17 protein-coding genes are annotated in these 16701 nt (G+C 65.0%); 10 read left to right on the forward strand and 7 right to left on the reverse strand.

What is annotated here, in order from left to right; translation table 11 throughout:
* Positions 1–144: 144 nt before the first annotated feature.
* Complete coding sequence (locus AC07X4_RS14020) at positions 145–1038, reverse strand: LysR family transcriptional regulator (RefSeq protein ID WP_494740404.1); 894 nt, start codon at positions 1036–1038, stop codon at positions 145–147.
* 106 nt (positions 1039–1144) lie between these two features.
* Between AC07X4_RS14020 and AC07X4_RS14025 the strand changes: the two genes are divergently transcribed.
* The 4 genes from AC07X4_RS14025 to AC07X4_RS14040 all read left to right on the forward strand — a co-directional run bounded on the left by AC07X4_RS14025 (position 1145) and on the right by AC07X4_RS14040 (position 6230).
* Complete coding sequence (locus tag AC07X4_RS14025; RefSeq protein ID WP_494740405.1) at positions 1145–2515, forward strand: acyclic terpene utilization AtuA family protein; 1371 nt, start codon at positions 1145–1147, stop codon at positions 2513–2515.
* A gap of 11 nt (positions 2516–2526) precedes the next feature.
* Positions 2527–2898 (forward strand): AtuA-related protein, encoded by a 372-nt coding sequence (locus AC07X4_RS14030; protein ID WP_440596966.1) that lies wholly within the window; start codon positions 2527–2529, stop codon positions 2896–2898.
* A gap of 45 nt (positions 2899–2943) precedes the next feature.
* Complete coding sequence (locus AC07X4_RS14035; protein WP_494740406.1) at positions 2944–3936, forward strand: Bug family tripartite tricarboxylate transporter substrate binding protein; 993 nt, start codon at positions 2944–2946, stop codon at positions 3934–3936.
* Positions 3937–4109: 173 nt separating this feature from the next.
* A complete protein-coding gene (locus AC07X4_RS14040) occupies positions 4110–6230 on the forward strand; it encodes an alpha/beta hydrolase domain-containing protein (protein WP_494740407.1) in 2121 nt (706 codons plus the stop codon).
* Between the two features lie 169 nt (positions 6231–6399).
* Here the strand turns inward: AC07X4_RS14040 and AC07X4_RS14045 are convergent, their stop codons facing one another.
* A complete protein-coding gene (locus AC07X4_RS14045) occupies positions 6400–7293 on the reverse strand; it encodes a LysR family transcriptional regulator (protein WP_494740408.1) in 894 nt (297 codons plus the stop codon).
* A gap of 124 nt (positions 7294–7417) precedes the next feature.
* On the opposite strand from AC07X4_RS14045, the gene AC07X4_RS14050 reads away from it, so the two are divergent.
* The 3 genes from AC07X4_RS14050 to AC07X4_RS14060 are packed head-to-tail and all read left to right on the forward strand — an operon-like array spanning position 7418 to position 9326.
* Positions 7418–8284: an MBL fold metallo-hydrolase gene (locus AC07X4_RS14050; protein ID WP_228894821.1), complete on the forward strand. Its 867-nt coding sequence runs from the start codon at positions 7418–7420 to the stop codon at positions 8282–8284.
* A gap of 46 nt (positions 8285–8330) precedes the next feature.
* On the forward strand, positions 8331–8666 hold the full coding sequence (locus tag AC07X4_RS14055; RefSeq protein ID WP_494740431.1) for a hypothetical protein: 336 nt from the start codon (positions 8331–8333) through the stop codon (positions 8664–8666).
* Between the two features lie 3 nt (positions 8667–8669).
* A complete protein-coding gene (locus AC07X4_RS14060; RefSeq protein ID WP_494740409.1) occupies positions 8670–9326 on the forward strand; it encodes a DsbA family protein in 657 nt (218 codons plus the stop codon).
* A gap of 78 nt (positions 9327–9404) precedes the next feature.
* Here AC07X4_RS14060 and AC07X4_RS14065 read toward each other — a convergent pair whose 3' ends face one another.
* From AC07X4_RS14065 to AC07X4_RS14075, 3 genes are all read right to left on the reverse strand, one after another.
* Positions 9405–9971: a P-loop nucleotide/nucleoside kinase family protein gene (locus AC07X4_RS14065; RefSeq protein ID WP_494740410.1), complete on the reverse strand. Its 567-nt coding sequence runs from the start codon at positions 9969–9971 to the stop codon at positions 9405–9407.
* Between the two features lie 237 nt (positions 9972–10208).
* Positions 10209–11153 (reverse strand): NAD(P)/FAD-dependent oxidoreductase, encoded by a 945-nt coding sequence (locus AC07X4_RS14070; RefSeq protein WP_494740411.1) that lies wholly within the window; start codon positions 11151–11153, stop codon positions 10209–10211.
* Positions 11131–11619 carry an Rrf2 family transcriptional regulator gene (locus AC07X4_RS14075; RefSeq protein ID WP_494740412.1) on the reverse strand — a complete coding sequence of 163 codons (489 nt, stop codon included), beginning with the start codon at positions 11617–11619 and terminating at the stop codon, positions 11131–11133. Before AC07X4_RS14075 ends, AC07X4_RS14070 begins: the two co-directional genes overlap by 23 nt.
* Before the next feature lie 250 nt (positions 11620–11869).
* On the opposite strand from AC07X4_RS14075, the gene AC07X4_RS14080 reads away from it, so the two are divergent.
* Positions 11870–12592, forward strand: coding sequence for a class I SAM-dependent methyltransferase (locus AC07X4_RS14080; RefSeq protein WP_494740413.1), 723 nt, complete (start codon positions 11870–11872; stop codon positions 12590–12592).
* A gap of 121 nt (positions 12593–12713) precedes the next feature.
* On the opposite strand, the gene AC07X4_RS14085 is transcribed toward AC07X4_RS14080, so the two are convergent.
* Entirely contained in the window at positions 12714–13652 is a 939-nt protein-coding gene (locus AC07X4_RS14085) for a LysR family transcriptional regulator (RefSeq protein WP_494740414.1), read from the reverse strand.
* A 117-nt stretch (positions 13653–13769) separates the two neighbouring features.
* On the opposite strand from AC07X4_RS14085, the gene AC07X4_RS14090 reads away from it, so the two are divergent.
* Complete coding sequence (locus AC07X4_RS14090; protein ID WP_056063965.1) at positions 13770–14168, forward strand: tautomerase family protein; 399 nt, start codon at positions 13770–13772, stop codon at positions 14166–14168.
* Between the two features lie 61 nt (positions 14169–14229).
* Positions 14230–14703 (forward strand): cupin domain-containing protein, encoded by a 474-nt coding sequence (locus AC07X4_RS14095; RefSeq protein WP_494740415.1) that lies wholly within the window; start codon positions 14230–14232, stop codon positions 14701–14703.
* 404 nt (positions 14704–15107) lie between these two features.
* Here AC07X4_RS14095 and drt4 read toward each other — a convergent pair whose 3' ends face one another.
* Positions 15108–16598, reverse strand: coding sequence for an antiviral reverse transcriptase Drt4 (gene drt4, locus AC07X4_RS14100; RefSeq protein ID WP_494740416.1), 1491 nt, complete (start codon positions 16596–16598; stop codon positions 15108–15110).
* Between the last annotated feature and the right edge of the window lie 103 nt (positions 16599–16701).

The raw sequence follows: 16701 nt of genomic DNA on the forward strand, positions 1-16701 counted from the left end.
GGTGGGGCAAGTGGTGGGTGGGCGGTTTGAACACCGGGGCCAGTTCGATCTGATGGGCTAGTTTTTTTGAAGCAAAAACGGCCTTCACCGCGCGTCTATTGAGCGCTTTAAGCTATCAAATATGTAGCTTTATCGCTGCGCCAATCAAGGCCGCTGCGCCATCACCAGCGCATACAGCGCCTGCGCCGCCACCGACAAGCTCTCGTCCCGCCGCCGCACCAGGTAGATCTGCCGCGTCAGCCCCGGCAGCGACAGCGGCCGCGTCACCAGCCCCGGCTGGTCAAAGTGGAACAGCGTGAGCGCTGGCACCACGCTGATGCCCAGCCTCGCGCGCACCATGCCCATCACGGTGGCGAGCTGCTCCACCTCCATCAGCGTGTGCATGGCCTGCGGGTGCAGGGCGGCCTCCAGGTACTGGCGCACGCTGCTGGTGCGCGCAAGGTGGATGAAGGGCCAGGCGGCCAGGTCCTGCGCGGTGATGGCCTTGCGCCTGCGCGCCAATGGGTGGTCGGCCGGGCACACCAGGTAGAAGTCGTCGCTGCAAAACGGCTCGGCCTGCAGCGCGGGCGTGTCGGCGCGGATCGCGGCCAGTGCAAAGTCGGCATGGCCGCTGGCCACGCGGTCGATGCAGGGCTCGGACAGCACATCGGCAATGTCGATCTCGATGCCTGGGTGAGCGGTGCGGTACTGCGCCAGCACGCCCGGCAGCCAGCCCGCCGCCAGTGACGGCAGCAGCGCCACGGCCACACGCCCGCGCTGCAGCGTGGCGGCACTGCGCACGGCGGCCAGGGCGCTGGTGATTTCGGCGCGGATGCGGCGGGCCGACTCCAGAAAGTTCTGCCCCTCGGGCGTGAGGTCCACATGCCGCGTGCTGCGGTCGAACAGCCGCAGGCCCAGGTCGTCCTCCAGCGCGCGGATCAGCGCGCTGAACGCGGGCTGCGACAAATGGCACAACGTGGCGGCGCGCGTAAAGCTGCGCTGCTCGGCCAGCGCGAGGAAGGCATCGAGCTGGCGGCTGGAGAGGTGGGGGGCGCTCATGCGGGGTGGGTGTGATTCATCTGATTTTCAGATGGATTCATCGTAACAATCGATTTCACAGAATACAGCCATGTTCCTACATTCACGGTCAGGAGACAACGGATTCATGCCGAACGACCAAAAAACCAACCTGCTGGTGGGCTGCGCCGCCGGCTTCTCGGGCGACCGCACCGACGCGGCCCTGCCCGTGGTGCAGGCGCTCATCGCCAGCGGCCAGCCTGCGGTGCTCATCTTCGAGACCCTGGCCGAGCGCACGCTGGCGCTCGCCCAGCTGGCGCGCCGCACCGACCCCGATGCGGGGTATGAACCCCTGCTGGTGGACCTGCTGCGCCCCGTGCTGGCGCAGTGCCTGGCGCACGGTGTGCGCATCGTCAGCAACTTTGGCGCGGCCAACCCGCACGGTGCCGCGCGCCGCATCCACGCGCTGGCGGCCGAGCTGGGCCTGGCCCGCCCGCGCATTGCCGTGCTGCAAGGCGACGACCTGAGCGGCCCTGAACACCGTGCGCTGCTGCAGGGCGCGCTGGGCAGCGCGATGCCCATCGAGCCCATCGTCAGCGCCAACGCCTACATCGGCGCGCAGGCCATTGCCGACGCGCTGCGCGCAGGCGCCGAGATCGTGGTCTGCGGCCGTGTGGCCGACCCTTCGCTGGTGCTGGGCCCAGCGCTCGCGCACTACAGCTGGGCGCTGGACGATTGGGACCGGCTGGCGCGCGCCACCATGGCCGGGCATCTGCTGGAATGCGGCGCACAGGTCACGGGCGGCTACTTTGCCGACCCTGGCTACAAAGACGTGGCGGGCCTGGCGCAACTGGGCTACCCCATCGCCGAGATCGACGCCGACGGCCACTGCACCATCACCAAGCCCCCGGGCACTGGGGGCTGCATTACCGAGCGCACGTTGAAGGAACAGCTGCTGTACGAGCTGCACGACCCGGCGGCGTACCTCACGCCCGATGTGGTGGCCGACATCACCACCGCCCGCGTGACCACGGTGGGCGCTGACGCGGTGCGGCTGGAGGGTGTGCAGGGCCACGCGCGGCCCGCCACGCTCAAGGTCAACGTGTGTTTTGAATCGGGCTGGTTTGCCGAGGGCGAAATCTCCTACGCCGGCCCGCGCGCAGAGGCCCGTGCCCGCCTGGCGGGCGAGGTGCTGCGCGAGCGCCTGCAGGGCCTGGGCCCGCTGCGCATCGACCTGATCGGCGTGACCAGCATCTTTGGCGACGACACCAGCCGCTGGCTGGACGACCCCGCAGCGGGCGATGCCCACAATGACACCCGCGATGTGCGCCTGCGCGTGGCCCTGCAGCACCGCGACCACGCCATCGCCCAGCGCCTGGTGCGCGAGGTGACCGCGCTCTACACCTGCGGCCCCGCAGGCGGCGGCGGCGTGCGCACCGCCATGCGGCCCCGCCTGGGCACCGTGTCGTGCCTGGTGCCGCGCGATGCCGTGGCCGTGCGTTTTGAGATGGTGGATTGAGGACTCAAACTATGACCACAACACACCACACTGTGACTGTTCCTTTGTATCGCTTGGCCCACAGCCGCACCGGCGACAAAGGCAACCGCTCCAACATCAGCGTCATCGCCTGGCACCCCGCGCTGTGGGATGTGCTGGTCGATCAGGTTACCGAAGCCGCCGTGGCACAGCAGTTTGCGCAGCGCCGCCCGCGCCAGGTCACCCGCTACCTGCTGCCCCAGCTGCAGGCCATGAACATCGTGCTGGACGATGTGCTTGACGGCGGTGTAAACGATTCACTCAACCTCGACAGCCACGGCAAGGCCCTGAGCTATTTGCTGCTCGATATGCCTATCACCGTGCCCGCCGATCTGGCGCCGCACTTCGGCGGCCCCACGGCCTAGACCTTCCATTTCGCTTTTCCATCCATACCAACACCAGGAGACAAAATGACCCCTTCATCCCCCCGCCGCGCTCTGCTCGCCGCTGCTGCCGTACTGGCGCTGGGCACACTGCACGCCCCCGCCGCCCTGGCCCAGGCCGCCAGTGCTTACCCGGCCAAGGCCATCACCTTTGTCGTGCCCTTTGCCGCAGGCAGCGCCACCGACCAGCTGGCGCGCGCGCTGGGGCAGTCCATCACCAACGACACCAAGCAGCCCGTGGTCATCGACAACAAGGCGGGCGCCAGCGGCATGATCGCCGCGTCGGCCGTGGCCAAGTCAGCGGCCGATGGCTACAGCGTGCTCATCACCACCAACACCACACACGCCGCCAACGAGCACCTGTACAAAAAGCTCTCGTACGACCCGGTGAAGGACTTCGCCCCCGTCACCGGCCTGGGCAAAGGGGGGCAGGTGCTGGTGGTCAACGCCAGCGCACCCTACAAAAACGTGGGCGAGCTGCTGGCCTTTGCCAAGAAGAACCCCGGCAAGCTCAGCTTTGGCAGCGGCAGCTCATCGAGCCGCATGGCGGGCGAAATGCTCAAGCAGCTGGCGGCCGTGGACATCCTGCACGTGCCCTACAAGAGCAATCCGCTGGCCATCACCGACCTGCTGGGCGGGCAGATCGACCTGATGATCACCGACACCTCCACCGGCGTGCCCCAGGTCAAGGCGGGCAAGCTGCGCGCCCTGGGCTACTCCACGCAAAAGCGCAGCACCCAGCTGCCCGACGTGCCCACCATCGACGAAGCCGGCGTGAAGGGCTACGACATGGGCTACTGGTTCGCGGCCTACGTGCCAGCAGGCACGCCCGCGCCGGTGGTGGCGCGCCTGAACGAGCTGCTCACGGCCGCCACCAAGAGCGCTGCGGCCAAGAGCTTCTATGACAACGCCGGCTCGGAAGCCTGGACCACCACGCCCGATGAACTCGCCAAGTTCCAGGCCGCCGAAACCCAGAAGTGGGGCAAGGTGATCAAGGCCGCAGGTATCGAGGCCGAATAAGCCACTGGCCCATCCGCCGGGCCGTCTCAACCCCTTTCGCGCTTCTCGCAGCCTGCCTTTGCTGGCAGGTCTGGGCGAAGCCTTGCCCGCGCGCAGCGCAACAGACGCTGCCGTTTTTGTTCCAGAGCCGTTCCAGCGGCCCGCACCACCATCCATCCAAGGAGACAGACACCATGAAACCTCTTCGTGCATTCGGAAAACTCGCGCTCACGGCCGCCGCTGCAGCCGCCATCACGGCCTGCGGGGGCTCCAGCAACGATGCGCCCAAGGGCCCCGCGCTCAAGCTGGCCATCACCGCCACCGAGGCCTTCCCGGGCACCTATGGCGACGTGGGCGAATATGAGCGCGTGACCGGCACCATCAGCGGCGAGGTGGACCCCAAGGACCCCAAGAACGCCGTCATCCAGGACCTGGCCCTGGCGCCCACCAATGCCAACGGCATGGTCGAGTACCAGGCCGACTTCGTCATGCTCAAGCCCAAGAACATGGCCAAGGCCAGCGGCGTGCTGCGCTACGACGCACCCAATCGCGGCAACATCCTCACCATGCTCAACCCCACGGCCACGCCCAGCGATGCGGTGTACCTGGAGCGCGGCTATGTGATGCTGTATTCGGCCTGGCAGGGCGATGTGCCCAAGAGCACCGCCGCGCGCCTGACGGTGACGGTGCCCGTGGCCAAGAACAAGGACGGCAGCAGCATCACCGGCCCCTACCGCGCCGAGCTGGTGCCCACCGCCGCCAGCCCCGCAATGACGCTGCCCGGCGGCGTGTTCAACGGCACCATGATTCCGTACGAACCCGCCAGCCTGGACAACACCCAGCCCGGCTACTCGCTCACGCGCCGTGCCAACGAGACGGATGCACGCGTGCCCGTGCCCGCCAGCGACTGGAAGTTCGCCACCTGCGACACGGGCACCAACGCCTTCCCCGGCACGCCCAGCCCCACCAGCGTGTGCCTGAAGGGCGGGTTTGACCCGGCCTATCTGTACGAGCTGGTCTATGTCGCCAAAGACCCCAAGGTGATGGGCGTGGGCTTGGCTGCGCTGCGCGACACCGTGAGCTTCTTTCGCAGCAAGGCGGCCGATTCCACCGGCACCCCCAACCCGCTCGCAGGTCGCATCACGCACACGCTGGGGCAGGGAACCTCGCAGTCAGGCAATGCCATGAAGACCTTCCTGCACCTGGGCTTCAACCAGGCGCTGGACGGCGGCAAGGTGTTTGACGGCATGTACGCCCACGTGGCGGCGCGCCAAACCAACATCAACACCCGCTTTGCCGTGCCCGGTGGCGGCGGTGGCCTGCGTACCGACCACACCGCCTTCGGCCAGACGGCACCGCGCGGGCTGGACAAGGATTACCAGGACGACATCAGCGGCCGCCAGGGCGGCGTGATGAAGCGCTGCGCTGCCACCAGCACCTGCCCCAAGTTCTTCCTGGGCCTGTCGGGCACAGAGTTCTGGCAGCTGCAGGGCTCGCCCGTGCTGACCGACGCCAACGGCACCAAGGACCTGGCGCAGCCCGACAACGCCCGCATCTACTACTACGCCAGCACCCAGCACGGCGGGGCAGGGGGCACCGCCAGCATTGCCTATGCACCCACGCGCGCCACGTACCCCACGGGCACGGTGGTGCAGTTCAACGACACCTTCCGCGCGCTGTTCCTGAACCTCGAAGACTGGGTGGTGCGCGGCACGTTGCCGCCCGCCAGCCAGGTGCCCAAGCTGGCCGACGGCACGCTGGTGCGGCCCGAGGCGCTGGCCTTCCCGGCCATGAAGGGGCTGACCTGGGCGGTGGGCGGCGTGCAGACACCCATCCCGGACTTCAGCTACCGGGGCCTGTACAACAACTTCCCGCTGTTCGACTTTGGCCCGCAGTACATCCCGCAGGACGAGGCTGGCATTGCCACCGTGCTGCCACCGCGCAACCTGGGCCGCGACTACGCCATCCTGGTGCCGCAGGTCGATGCCTCCACGGGCCTCACCCGCGCTGGCATCCGCAGCGTGGAGGCGCGTGCGCCGCTGGGCACCAGCATTGAGTTCAACTACGTGGCCACGCCCGGCATCACCGACCTGGCCAACCTCACAGGCAGCTTCATCCCCTTCCACAAGACGCGCGCCGCGCGGCTGGCGGCGGGCGATGCACGCCCCTCGCTGGAAGAGCTGTATGGCACGCAGGATGGCTATGTTGCTGCGGTGACGCAGGCCGCCAACGACCTGGTGGCCCAGCGCCTGCTGCTGCCGCGCGATGCGGACCTGCAGATTGCGCGCGCCAAGGCCGCAGCCGTGCTGCACTGAGGTGACGTGACGACCCGCACGGTCCCGTGCCGTGCTGTCCCCTGCAGGCCCCTAAACCCTCTCGCAAGAGGGTTGGGGGCATTTTTTTAGCCCAAGTGGCCTGATGCGCCAGTGGAATATGTCTAAGTAGCTATCAAAACCGTAGCGGTTGCTGGCCGTTCTGCCGCCCTCACCACGGCACCCCCGCAAACCGGGCCACCAAAAAATCCAGCAACGCCCGCACCGCAGGCGACAAGTGCCGGCGCGACGGGTACAGCGCATAGATCGTCATCACCGGCAAGTCCCAGCCCGGCAACACGGCCTGCAGCTCGCCGCTGTGCAGGTAGGGGTTGACCAGATACGTCGGCTGCATCGCAATGCCGCCGCCCGCCAGCGCGGCGCGCATCAGCGTGGTGGCCTCGTTGGCGCTGAAATGGCCGCTCACGCCTACACGCTCCTCCACCTCGCCGCGCGTCAGCTGCCACACGCTTTTGCCAAAGTTGGCGTAGCTCAGGCACCGGTGCTGCGCCAGGTCGGCAGGTTGCTGCGGCACGCCGTGGGCGGCCAGGTAGGCGGGGGATGCCACCAGGGCCGAATCACACCTCGCCAGCGGCCGGCCGATGAGCAACGGGTCGGGCTCGGCGCTGATGCGGATGGCCAGGTCGATGCGCTTTTCCACCAGGTTCAACGATCCTTCGCTCGCGTCTAGGTCGATCTTGAGCTGCGGGTGTTGCGCCAGAAAGTCCGCAATCGCCGCACCCATCTGCGCAAACGCAAACGAGACGCTGCAGGTCAGCCGCAGCTGCCCGCGCAATGCGCCCTCGGTGGTGGTGGCGGTTTCTTCTTCCAGGTCTTGCGACAGCGCCAGCATCTGCTGGCAGCGGCGCAGCGCGTGTTCGCCCGCGTCGGTCAGCGTCACGCTGCGGGTGGTGCGCTGCAGCAGGCGGGCCTGCAGCCACTGCTCCATCTCGCCCACGTAGCGCGTGACCATGGCCCGCGACATCTCCAGTTTGTCGGCCGTGGCGCTGAAGCTGCCGCTGGTGGCAACTTCGGCAAACACATGCATGGCGGTCAGGCGGTCCATAAGGGGTTATTTGATCGATTGGTGAAACAAATATGCGCGAATTATCGCGTTTATTGGATCGATTGGCGCAAATAAACTTCATTCCGTCATCTGCACCACCGCTCAACACACCGGAGAAACCACCATGTTCCGCACCACCCTCATCGCCGCCACCCTCGCCGTTGCCTTCACCGGCGCCCAGGCCGCCCAGCCGCTGCAGGTCAAGGTCTACAACGCCGACGGCAACAGCTTCAACGTCAACTCCACGCTGGTCTATGGCGAGAAGGAAGCCATGGTCATCGACGCCGGCTTTACCCGTGCCGACGCGCTGCGCATTGCCGCCAACGTGCTCGACACCGGCAAAGAACTCAAGACCATCTACGTGAGCCAGGCCGACCCTGACTACTACTTTGGCGTCGAGACGCTGAAAGAAATTTTCCCCAAGGCCGACGTGGTGACCACGCCCGCCGTGCTGGAGAAGATCAACGCCAAGCTGGCTGGCAAGCTCGCCTTCTGGGGCCCCAAGATGGGCGCCAACGCACCGCGCACGCCCGTGCTGCCCAAGGCGATTGCTGGCAACACGCTGAGCGTGGACGGCCAGACGGTCGAGATCCGCGGCACCACCGGCCTGCTGGCGCACCGCCCGTATGCGTGGATTCCGTCCATCAAGGCCGTGGTGGGCACCATCGGCGTGTTTGGCACCAACACCCATGTGTGGACGGCCGATACGCAAACGGTGGCCGAGCGCAGCGCCTGGGTGGCCCAGCTCGACGAAATGGCCGCCCTGCAGCCCACCGTGGTGGTGCCCGGCCACATGCCCGCCGGTGGCGCGCTGGATGCCGCCAACATCAGCTACACCAAGGGCTACCTGCAAGCGTTTGAGAAGAACGCCGCCGCCACCAAGACCAGCGCCGAACTCATCGACGCGATGAAAAAGGCCTACCCCGCAGCGCCCATGGGCCTGTCGCTGGACATCGGCGCCAAGGTCAACAAGGGCGAGATGAAGTGGTGAGATGACGTGCTGAAAGCTGTCAAAGCAAGTTGTTGAAAGGAACCAGATCGTGACCACCGCCCACCCCCTTCACCAGGTCCTGCAGCACCTGCACGCCGGGCGCTGGAACGCAGCGCACGATCTGGTGCAGCACGACGGCACGATGCTCGGCGCCTGGCTGCACGGCATCCTGCACCTGCAAGAGGGCGACCTGGAAGACGCCGAAAACTGGTACGACCGCGCCGCCCGCCATTTCCGCAGCCGGGGCACACTGGCCGAAGAAATCGCAGCGTTTGAGGCCGCACTGGCCGCACACCTTACCCAGCTTGCCCAGGCTGCGCCCCCAGGGGCGCCAGCCGCCTCCACGCTGTCCGATTCTGAAGATTCTGAAGAGAGACCCTGATCCATGCCCTCCACGCCCACCGTCACCGTGACGTACCTGTTCGACCCCCTGTGCGGCTGGTGCTACGCCGCCGCACCCGTGCTGGCCCGCTTGCAAGCCACGCCCGGCGTGCAGGTGGTGCTGGCACCCACGGGCTTGTTTGCAGGCGCAGGCGCCCGGCCCATGGACGCGCAATTTGCCGCCTACGCCTGGTCCAACGACCAGCGCATCGCGCAGCTCACCGGCCAGCCGTTCAGCCAGGCCTATCGCGAGCAGGTGCTGGGCCAGCCGGCCGGGCGTTTTGACTCGGGCCCTGCCACGCTGGCCCTCACCGCCGTGGCCCAGACCGAGCCCGCGCGTGAGCTGGAGGCACTGCACGCCTTGCAGCACGCACGGTATGTGGACGGGCGCGACACCACGGCGCCCACCGTGCTGGCCGATGTGCTGAGCGCCCTGGGCCTGCATGCTGCTGCAGCGCTGGTGCGCGAACCCACCGACGCCCTGCGCGCCGCCATGCTGCAGCGCGTGGCCGCCGCCCGTGCCGACATGCAAGCCCTGGGCGCACAAGGCGTGCCACAACTGGCAGTGGGCGACGCCGCCACCGGCCGCCGCCGTGTGCTGGGCAGCCAGGCCCTGCACGGCAACTTCGACACATTGCTGCAGCAGGTGGCCCAGGCCTGAGCGGCGCGGCTGGGACGGTGCGGCTCGGGCTGCACCGTTGCCCGCACTGCAAATCGCAGCCAGGCCTGCGCCATGTCTTCAAGCCCCGTGGTCCGCCACGGGCACCCACACCACGGTGTGGTTCGCGCACTCCACTTCGTCCGGTGGCTGCCACAGGTCACTGGCCAGCTCAAAGATGTGCGGCGGCACCACCATCGAAAACGTTGCGCCCTGTTCAGCGTTGCGCCGCAACACACGCTCGCGCCGCACCTCGCGCGGGGCATCCAGCACATACACCACCATGGCATCGGCCCATGGCCCCATGCGGGCGTAAAACGCATCGCGCTGGTGCTGTTGGATCAGGCCCACCTCCAGCACCACATCGCCACCCGCGTGCAGCACGGCCTCGGCCGTCTTCCAGATCTGTGCCAAGCAACGCAGCGTGCGTGGCACATACCAGGCCATGACGTCCGCCGCATCGGGCCGGTCGGCCGAAAACAGCGTGGCCATCCAGTCGTCCAGGTTCAGCGGCACGGCGCGGTGCTGCTGCACCAGCTGGCGCACAAAGGTGGACTTGCCCGCACCCACCGGGCCGATGACCAGGTGGATGCGGGGGGCGGTGCCTGCAACGGCTGCGGGGGTGGTGTGGGTTGAAGCGGTGTGCATGAGATAAAGGCTCCAAAAATGCAAAAAGCCCTCTCTGCAAGCAGGGAGAGCCTTCAATGCGATGGACCAAAAAGAAAAGCCCTCAACGGTGGTGGAGGGCTTTGCGGATCGCTCAGGCCCAAGGGGCCGGACGCGATAGGGCAGTGTAGGTGCCCGCTGCGGGCTGCGTCAACCGTTGGTCCGTGCGCCGCGTGTTGAGTCCCCCAGTCACACCCTGCGCGCACCCGGCAAGCAGGGTCACACCCCAAACACCAGCGCCTGGTGCGCCCCCACGCCCGCCAGCACCCCTTCGGCCGAGGCCAGCGTGGCGTTGTGCCGCATCAGCGTCAGGTCGCCAGCGGCATACACGCCGGGCACGGTGGTCATCTTGTTGGCATCGGTGCGGAGGTAAGGGCCCATGGCCCCATCATCGAACGCGCAGCCCAGTTGCTCGGCCAGCGGGCTGGCGGGGCGGGTGCTGGCGGCCACATACAGCGCAGCTAGTGGCACCACACGTGCGTCGCCGCCGCCTGTGGCCTGCAGCCGCACGCCCTGCAGCGCCTGGCCCGGGCCTTCCAGCGCGGCGATGGGCGCGGGCTCGATGGTGATGCCCAGCGCCAGCAGCCGCTCGCGGTCGGCGCTTTCCAGCGTGGTGTCGCCATTCAGGAAGAGGGTGGTCGGGCCCCAGTCGGCAATCAACTGCGCGTGCATGGCCGAGCCTGTCGAGTGGTACAGCACGCCCAGCCGCTGGCCCGCAAATTCATAACCATGGCAATACGGGCAGTGCAAAACCGATGCGCCCCAGCGTTCGCGCAGGCGGGCAATCTCAGGCAAGCCGTCTTGCACGCCAAACGCCAGCACCAGCTTGTGCGCCTCCATGTGCGTGCCGTTGTCCAGCACCACTTCAAACCCGTTCTCGGGTGACCCCGCCCGTTGCTGCGCCGTGGCCGATACCACCGTGCCCTGCACAAAACCCACCGTGGGGTAGGCCGCCAGCTTGCACCGCGCCTGCTCGATCATTGCCAGCGGCGGCTCGCCGTCTTGCCCGAAGAAGCCGTGCGACGCTGCCGCAAACCGGTTGCGCGGCTGGCCTGCGTCCACCACGCAGACGCGCCGCCGGGCCCGCGCCAGCTGCATTGCGGCCGACAGGCCGGCAAAGCTGCCGCCTATCACGATCACCTCATACGCCTGGGTGGTTGTCATTGCTGCTCTCGCCATGCTCAATCTCTTTGTGACCGTGGCACCCGGCCACCATGCGTTCATGAAACTCGGCCGACAGCTGTGCCAGCGTCACCGCACCCAGTCGCGCCAGCAGCGCCTCTTCGGCCGCCTGGTAGGCATCGGTCAGCGCGCGGTTCACCGCCTGCTCGACGATGCAGCCGGGGCTCTCCACCCTGTTACCCACCGCCAGCAGCGTGGGCGCGCCCAGTGCCTCGTAGATGTCGCGCAGCGTGATGTCCGCCAGCGGGCACGACAGCACCCACCCCCCGCCATGCCCCTTGGCCGACGAGACAAACCCCGCATACCGCAGCCCCGCCATCAGGCGGCGCACCACCACCGGGTTGGTCTGCATGGCCTGCGCCATCGCCTCAGAGGTGGCGGGCCCCTCCATCTCTGCCATGTGCAGCAGCGCGTGGAGAACATTGGAAAGTCGGCTATCTCGTTTCATGCAACATTTAAAGTTGCGTGATGCTAGCATGCAACCAGGAACAGTGCTTGGGTACGAACAAATAACTACTGAATTGATAGCTGCTAGCGCTTGATGGATAAGCGCTAGAGGCCAATTTGGCTTGATTTCTGTGACACGTTGCCCATCCCAACCGTTCGGGTTGAGCCTGCCGAAACCCTGCGCGGACTTGGCAAACCGGCGGACCCAGCCCATCGCCAACCGTCGCACCCACCGCACACCAAACCACACCATGACCCATCCCACCGCATCCCCCTTCACCGACCCCGCCGCCGTCGCCCGCTACGCCGAAGGCCCCCGCCGCAACGTGCCCGGCTACGACAGCCTGCTGCGCATGTCCCGCATCCTGCTGGCCGAGCGCGTGCCCGCTCACGGCCGCGTGCTGGTGGTGGGCGCAGGTGGCGGGCTGGAGCTGGAAGACATGGCGCGGGCGCACCCCGGCTGGCGGTTCGACGGCGTGGACCCCAGCCAGCCCATGCTGGACTTGGCGGCGCAGCGGCTGCAAAGCGCGGGCGTGCTCGGCGACCGCGTGGCGCTACACCACGGCTATGTGCAGAGCGCACCGGCCGGGCCGTTCGATGGCGCGACGTGCCTGCTGACCTTTCATTTTGTGCCGCGTGAGGAGCGTGCGGCCATGGCGGCGGAGATCCGGGGGCGGCTCAAGCCTGGGGCGCCGCTGGTGGTGGCGCATCTGAGCGTGGCGGATGGCGCAGGCCCAGGCGGTGAGGGCGGGGCAGGGGAGCGCGACCTATGGCTGTCACGCTACGCCGCGTTTCAGGTGGCGTCCGGTGTGCCGCCGGAGCATGCGGCCAGGGCGCGAGACAAGATTGCGGCAGAGCTGGCGGTGCTGACGCCGCAGGAAGATGAAGCGATCCTTCGCGAGGCCGGATTCAGCGATGTGCAGATGTTTTACATGGGCTTTGCATTCAGGGGCTGGGTGGCATCGGCCTGCTAGCGAGCAATGAGCGCGGGCCAGCTCATTGGACCCGCATGCCCGCACCTTGCTCACCCCCAGGCTGTCTTGCAGCTGGGGTCAGCAGCCTCCGGCCAGCCAGCCGGTGGTGCATAAAACGCCCTCAACGCACAGGCGCCAGCGCCCACCGGTCCTTCGACGCCTTCACCAAAAAATCAATCACCGCCTTCACCCTGGCCGCATTGCGCCGGCCCGGTGACGACACCGCGTACAGCGTGTGCACGGTGCCGGACGCAAAAGGCGCCAGCACCTCCACCAACCGGCCTTGCGCCGCATCGGCCGCCGCGAGCGGGCAGGACAGCATGCCGATCCCCGCGCCGCCCACCAGCGCGTGGTGCACCAGGGCTGAACTGCTGGCGGCCAGGCGCGAGCGCACGGTCACCTCCAGTGGCTTGCCTTGTGCATTGCGAAAGGCCCAGGTCACCGCCGGCCCCTGCGCCGTGTGCGTCACGGTGTGGTGCTGCTGCAGTTCGCTAGGCTCGGCGGGCGTGCCGTGCAGGCGCAGATACTCCGGGGCCGCGTACAGGCGCCGCTCAAACCGGCCCAGCTCGCGCGCCACCACCAGATCGCTGTGGCCCACGGTGGTGCGCAGCGCCACGTCGATGCCCTCCGTCACCAAGTCGGCCACACGGTCATCGGCCAGCAGCTCCACCCGCAGCGCGGGGTAGCGCGGCTGCAGGTCCGCCAGGTGGGGCAGCACCAGCGCCTCGCAAATCTCCTGGCTGGAGGCCAGGCGCAAGGTGCCCGCTACGCGGCTGCGCTGGTCCGACAGCGATGCCCCAATGTCCTCCAGCTGCGCCAGCAAGGCACGCGCTTCCTGCGCCAGTTCTGCGCCCTCGGGCGTGGCCGACAGGCCGTGCGTGGACCGGCGCAGCAAACGCACGCCGTAGCCTGCCTCCAGCCGGTCCACACCGCGCGCGACCACCGACACCGCCACATCCATTTCGCGCGCCGCCGCAGAAAACGAGCGCAGGTCGAGCGACCGCACCAGCCACCGCAGGTCGGTCGGGTCGGGGAGGAAGGAGCGGGGTTCTTGTTTCATGGTGCGCGCCTTTGCGTGCGGAGCAAAAGCCATTATCGCCACCGGCGGTTTCCGTGGCGGGGCGCAATTTCTACAGTGAAGGCTCCTTCAACCCAACGCATTCAACAGGAGTCCTCCATGCCCATCCTCAACGTCAAAGTGTCTGCCCAACGCACGCCCGAACTGTCTGCCCGCATTGCAGAAACCCTGCTGGACCTGACCACCCGCGTGCTCGGCAAGCGGCGCGACCTGACCGCCGTGGTCATCACCTTTGTCGACCCCGCCGACTGGTACGTCGCCGGCCGTTCGCTGGCCGACCTGAAACAGTCGAGCTTCTACTTCGACGTCAAGGTGGTGGACGAGACCAACACCAAGGCCGAAAAGGCGCGCTACATCGCCGAGGCGTTCGCAGCCTTTGAGGGCCTGCTGGGTGCGCTGCACCCCGAAAGCTATGTCTACGTGCAGGACGTGCGCGCCACCGCGTACGGCTTTGGCGGCCGCACGCAGGAATACCGCCACCAGCACCCCGAGCAATGAGCGGGCAATCAAGCAATCAAGCAAGCCATCAACCAATAGCTACTTACCCAGGAGCACCGACATGACGATGACGACAACGAACAACCACCGTGCTGACGTGATCGTGGCCCAGACGCTGGAGCGCGCGGGCCTGGCGGACTGGATTCCTGAAGGCGAAGGCAAGTGGTCCCTGCCCATCCAGTTTTTGCCCGACGACGCTGGGTGGGTGGAACTGATGCGCCTGTCACCCGGCACGCGCCTGGGCCTGCACCGCCACACGGGCGAAGTGCACGCCCTCACGCTGGCGGGCGAGCGCCGCCTGAACGATGGCCGCGTGGTGAGGCCGGGCGACTACATCCACGAGCCCGCCGGCAATGTGGACTGGTGGGAGGCGACGGGCACCGAAGAGCTGCTGGTGCATGTGGTGGTCAAGGGGAGCGTGGAGTACCTGGGGCCGCATCACACGGTGCTGCAGCGGATCACTACGGCTGATCGGCGGGCGGACTATCGCAAATGGTGCGAAGCGGTGGGTGTGGTGCCGCGAGATCTTTGCTAGGGCCGTGCGGGAGACAAGCCGGGCGGGGCACTTCATACAGTGCAGGCAAGCCCAAGATGCACAGAAATGGGTGTGAAAACAGGCTATAGCGCTTATTGGTAAAGCGCTAATAGCTATAAAAATAAGAGCCTATCCCTCATGCTCCACCACCGCGTGTTGGCGTCGGCTGGAGCTGGGTGCGCGCCGCCGGAGCATCCCGCCAAAGCACGGGACAAGGTGGCCGCGGAGTTGGCTTTGCTCGCCCGAAGGAGGGTGCGGCTGTTTTGCGGGGGCTGGGTTTAGCGTGTTGCGGATGTTTTACATGGGGTTTGCGTTTAGGGGGAAGCTCGCGGATGAGCGTGTTCCGGCTCCACCGACTAGATGATTCGGTATTCCGACTCGGGTGGGAAACTATGAATTTGAAATTAACAAATAAAAGTAACGTTCCCTTCTTTTAGTGCTTCAAAAGCGTCAGGGACTGAGCAGAAATCACTTTTTATATGCCCGCTCAAATACAGCTGGTAGAGTAGTATCCAATATCTGTCTAATAAATAAGCATCACCTTTGTCTAGAGATTTAGTCCATTCTAGAATTTTAGGCAGATGTTGTTCCGTTAAAAAAAGACAAAGAATTCCCATGCAATCATTCGTGCCAATTATTTCGTCGGCAATGAAATCTGGAATTGCAATGTTGTACTTTTTCGTGTAATGCAGTGTCCATGCCATTGCATCAGAACGATGTCGTACTGCGCCGTCCTTCAGTATGGCTAAAATTCTCTCTGGAAACATGATCGCTCCATGAGACATGGTCGAGTCGAACAATTTTTCAAGTAGAGGGAGTAAAACTGGATTGGTGACGGAGAGTAGAAGGAGGTAATCTAGCGTGGCTGCTTGCGCAGAGGCGGTTAAGTCGCCTCTTACTAAGGCGCTCGCCGCATACTTGAGAACACTCCCTTCGGGGAATTGGTTTGCAAGAGAGGATGCAAACTCAAGATAATTAGTGCATCTGTACGGATCCAACGGGATGCCGAATGGTAGCCTGAGGGCCAGTTCAGACGCCCAGCGATCTCCGAACGGCATTACGGGACTAATTATCGATGTCTTTCTTGGGTTTAGACGCATTTTGAATGTGCCCAGCTCTTCATCAAGACGCCTAATGAAGCGTTCACCCTCGTCAAAAGAATCGCAGTAAAAGGTATAGTCGTCGATGAATCGGGACATTCCATTTTTGGTGCTACCGCGGACAAAGTTAAACTCCGGTGCTAGTTTTTCATCTACAACAGAGAGAATAATTTCGGCAATGATGTTTGAAGTCCCTGGCCCAATCGGAATGCCTTGAGTTTCATCGCGTACACATCGTCTAGTATGAAAGTCTAGTTCATTGAACCAGCCCTCTTTGGTGCTTGCTTTCGCTTTCGCAATACCAACTGCCGCCCATGGAATGGCATGTGTATAAATGCTCGCGAAACAGGAAGTGATGTCAGTTCGCACTGCATATCGCTTGTTGAATGCAAGTTTGCGTACTCGCGAGGCGCGAGATGCGAATTTTTCATAATCCATAATAATTATACGCCCATCCGCATGCTGTCTCGGCCTAATCATGCTGACGTGAGATAATTGGAATGGTTCTATTAAATTCCAGTTGTCGACAATGCACTTCGTCAGTTGAGCATACGCTATTGGGTGGGGAATTGTGTATGATCGAGATACTGAGTTGAACTTGGTGGCCCTGTATTCCACAGCATCAAAACCGCGCATTTTAGGCTTGGGTTTCAAGCTAAGAAGCGGTGTAGCCGCTGCTGGTGTCAGAGATTTAGAGTCAAATAGAGGTGGTAGCTCTTCCCTAAACCTGCGCTGGGCAGGTAAATAGTTTTGGCCGAGCAGCGCTAAATGAAGAAATTCAGTTGTTATCGCCATTAGGTGTCAATATGGAGTTTTTGGTCATGAGCGCTGACAGTCGTGCCAGAGTTGTTTGAGACTATAGCTCGGACTTGTGCGAGTAACTAAAATAATAATCAAC

The sequence above is a fragment of the Acidovorax sp. GW460-11-11-14-LB4 genome, from assembly GCF_059423685.1.

Coding starts and splice junctions, on each gene's coding strand:
- AC07X4_RS14020 (WP_494740404.1), bottom strand. CDS start 1,038: ATGAGCGCCCCCCACCTCTCCAGCCGCCAGCTCGATGCCTTCCTCGCG.
- AC07X4_RS14025 (WP_494740405.1), top strand. CDS start 1,145: ATGCCGAACGACCAAAAAACCAACCTGCTGGTGGGCTGCGCCGCCGGC.
- AC07X4_RS14030 (WP_440596966.1), top strand. CDS start 2,527: ATGACCACAACACACCACACTGTGACTGTTCCTTTGTATCGCTTGGCC.
- AC07X4_RS14035 (WP_494740406.1), top strand. CDS start 2,944: ATGACCCCTTCATCCCCCCGCCGCGCTCTGCTCGCCGCTGCTGCCGTA.
- AC07X4_RS14040 (WP_494740407.1), top strand. CDS start 4,110: ATGAAACCTCTTCGTGCATTCGGAAAACTCGCGCTCACGGCCGCCGCT.
- AC07X4_RS14045 (WP_494740408.1), bottom strand. CDS start 7,293: ATGGACCGCCTGACCGCCATGCATGTGTTTGCCGAAGTTGCCACCAGC.
- AC07X4_RS14050 (WP_228894821.1), top strand. CDS start 7,418: ATGTTCCGCACCACCCTCATCGCCGCCACCCTCGCCGTTGCCTTCACC.
- AC07X4_RS14060 (WP_494740409.1), top strand. CDS start 8,670: ATGCCCTCCACGCCCACCGTCACCGTGACGTACCTGTTCGACCCCCTG.
- AC07X4_RS14065 (WP_494740410.1), bottom strand. CDS start 9,971: ATGCACACCGCTTCAACCCACACCACCCCCGCAGCCGTTGCAGGCACC.
- AC07X4_RS14070 (WP_494740411.1), bottom strand. CDS start 11,153: ATGACAACCACCCAGGCGTATGAGGTGATCGTGATAGGCGGCAGCTTT.
- AC07X4_RS14075 (WP_494740412.1), bottom strand. CDS start 11,619: ATGAAACGAGATAGCCGACTTTCCAATGTTCTCCACGCGCTGCTGCAC.
- AC07X4_RS14080 (WP_494740413.1), top strand. CDS start 11,870: ATGACCCATCCCACCGCATCCCCCTTCACCGACCCCGCCGCCGTCGCC.
- AC07X4_RS14085 (WP_494740414.1), bottom strand. CDS start 13,652: ATGAAACAAGAACCCCGCTCCTTCCTCCCCGACCCGACCGACCTGCGG.
- AC07X4_RS14090 (WP_056063965.1), top strand. CDS start 13,770: ATGCCCATCCTCAACGTCAAAGTGTCTGCCCAACGCACGCCCGAACTG.
- AC07X4_RS14095 (WP_494740415.1), top strand. CDS start 14,230: ATGACGATGACGACAACGAACAACCACCGTGCTGACGTGATCGTGGCC.
- drt4 (WP_494740416.1), bottom strand. CDS start 16,598: ATGGCGATAACAACTGAATTTCTTCATTTAGCGCTGCTCGGCCAAAAC.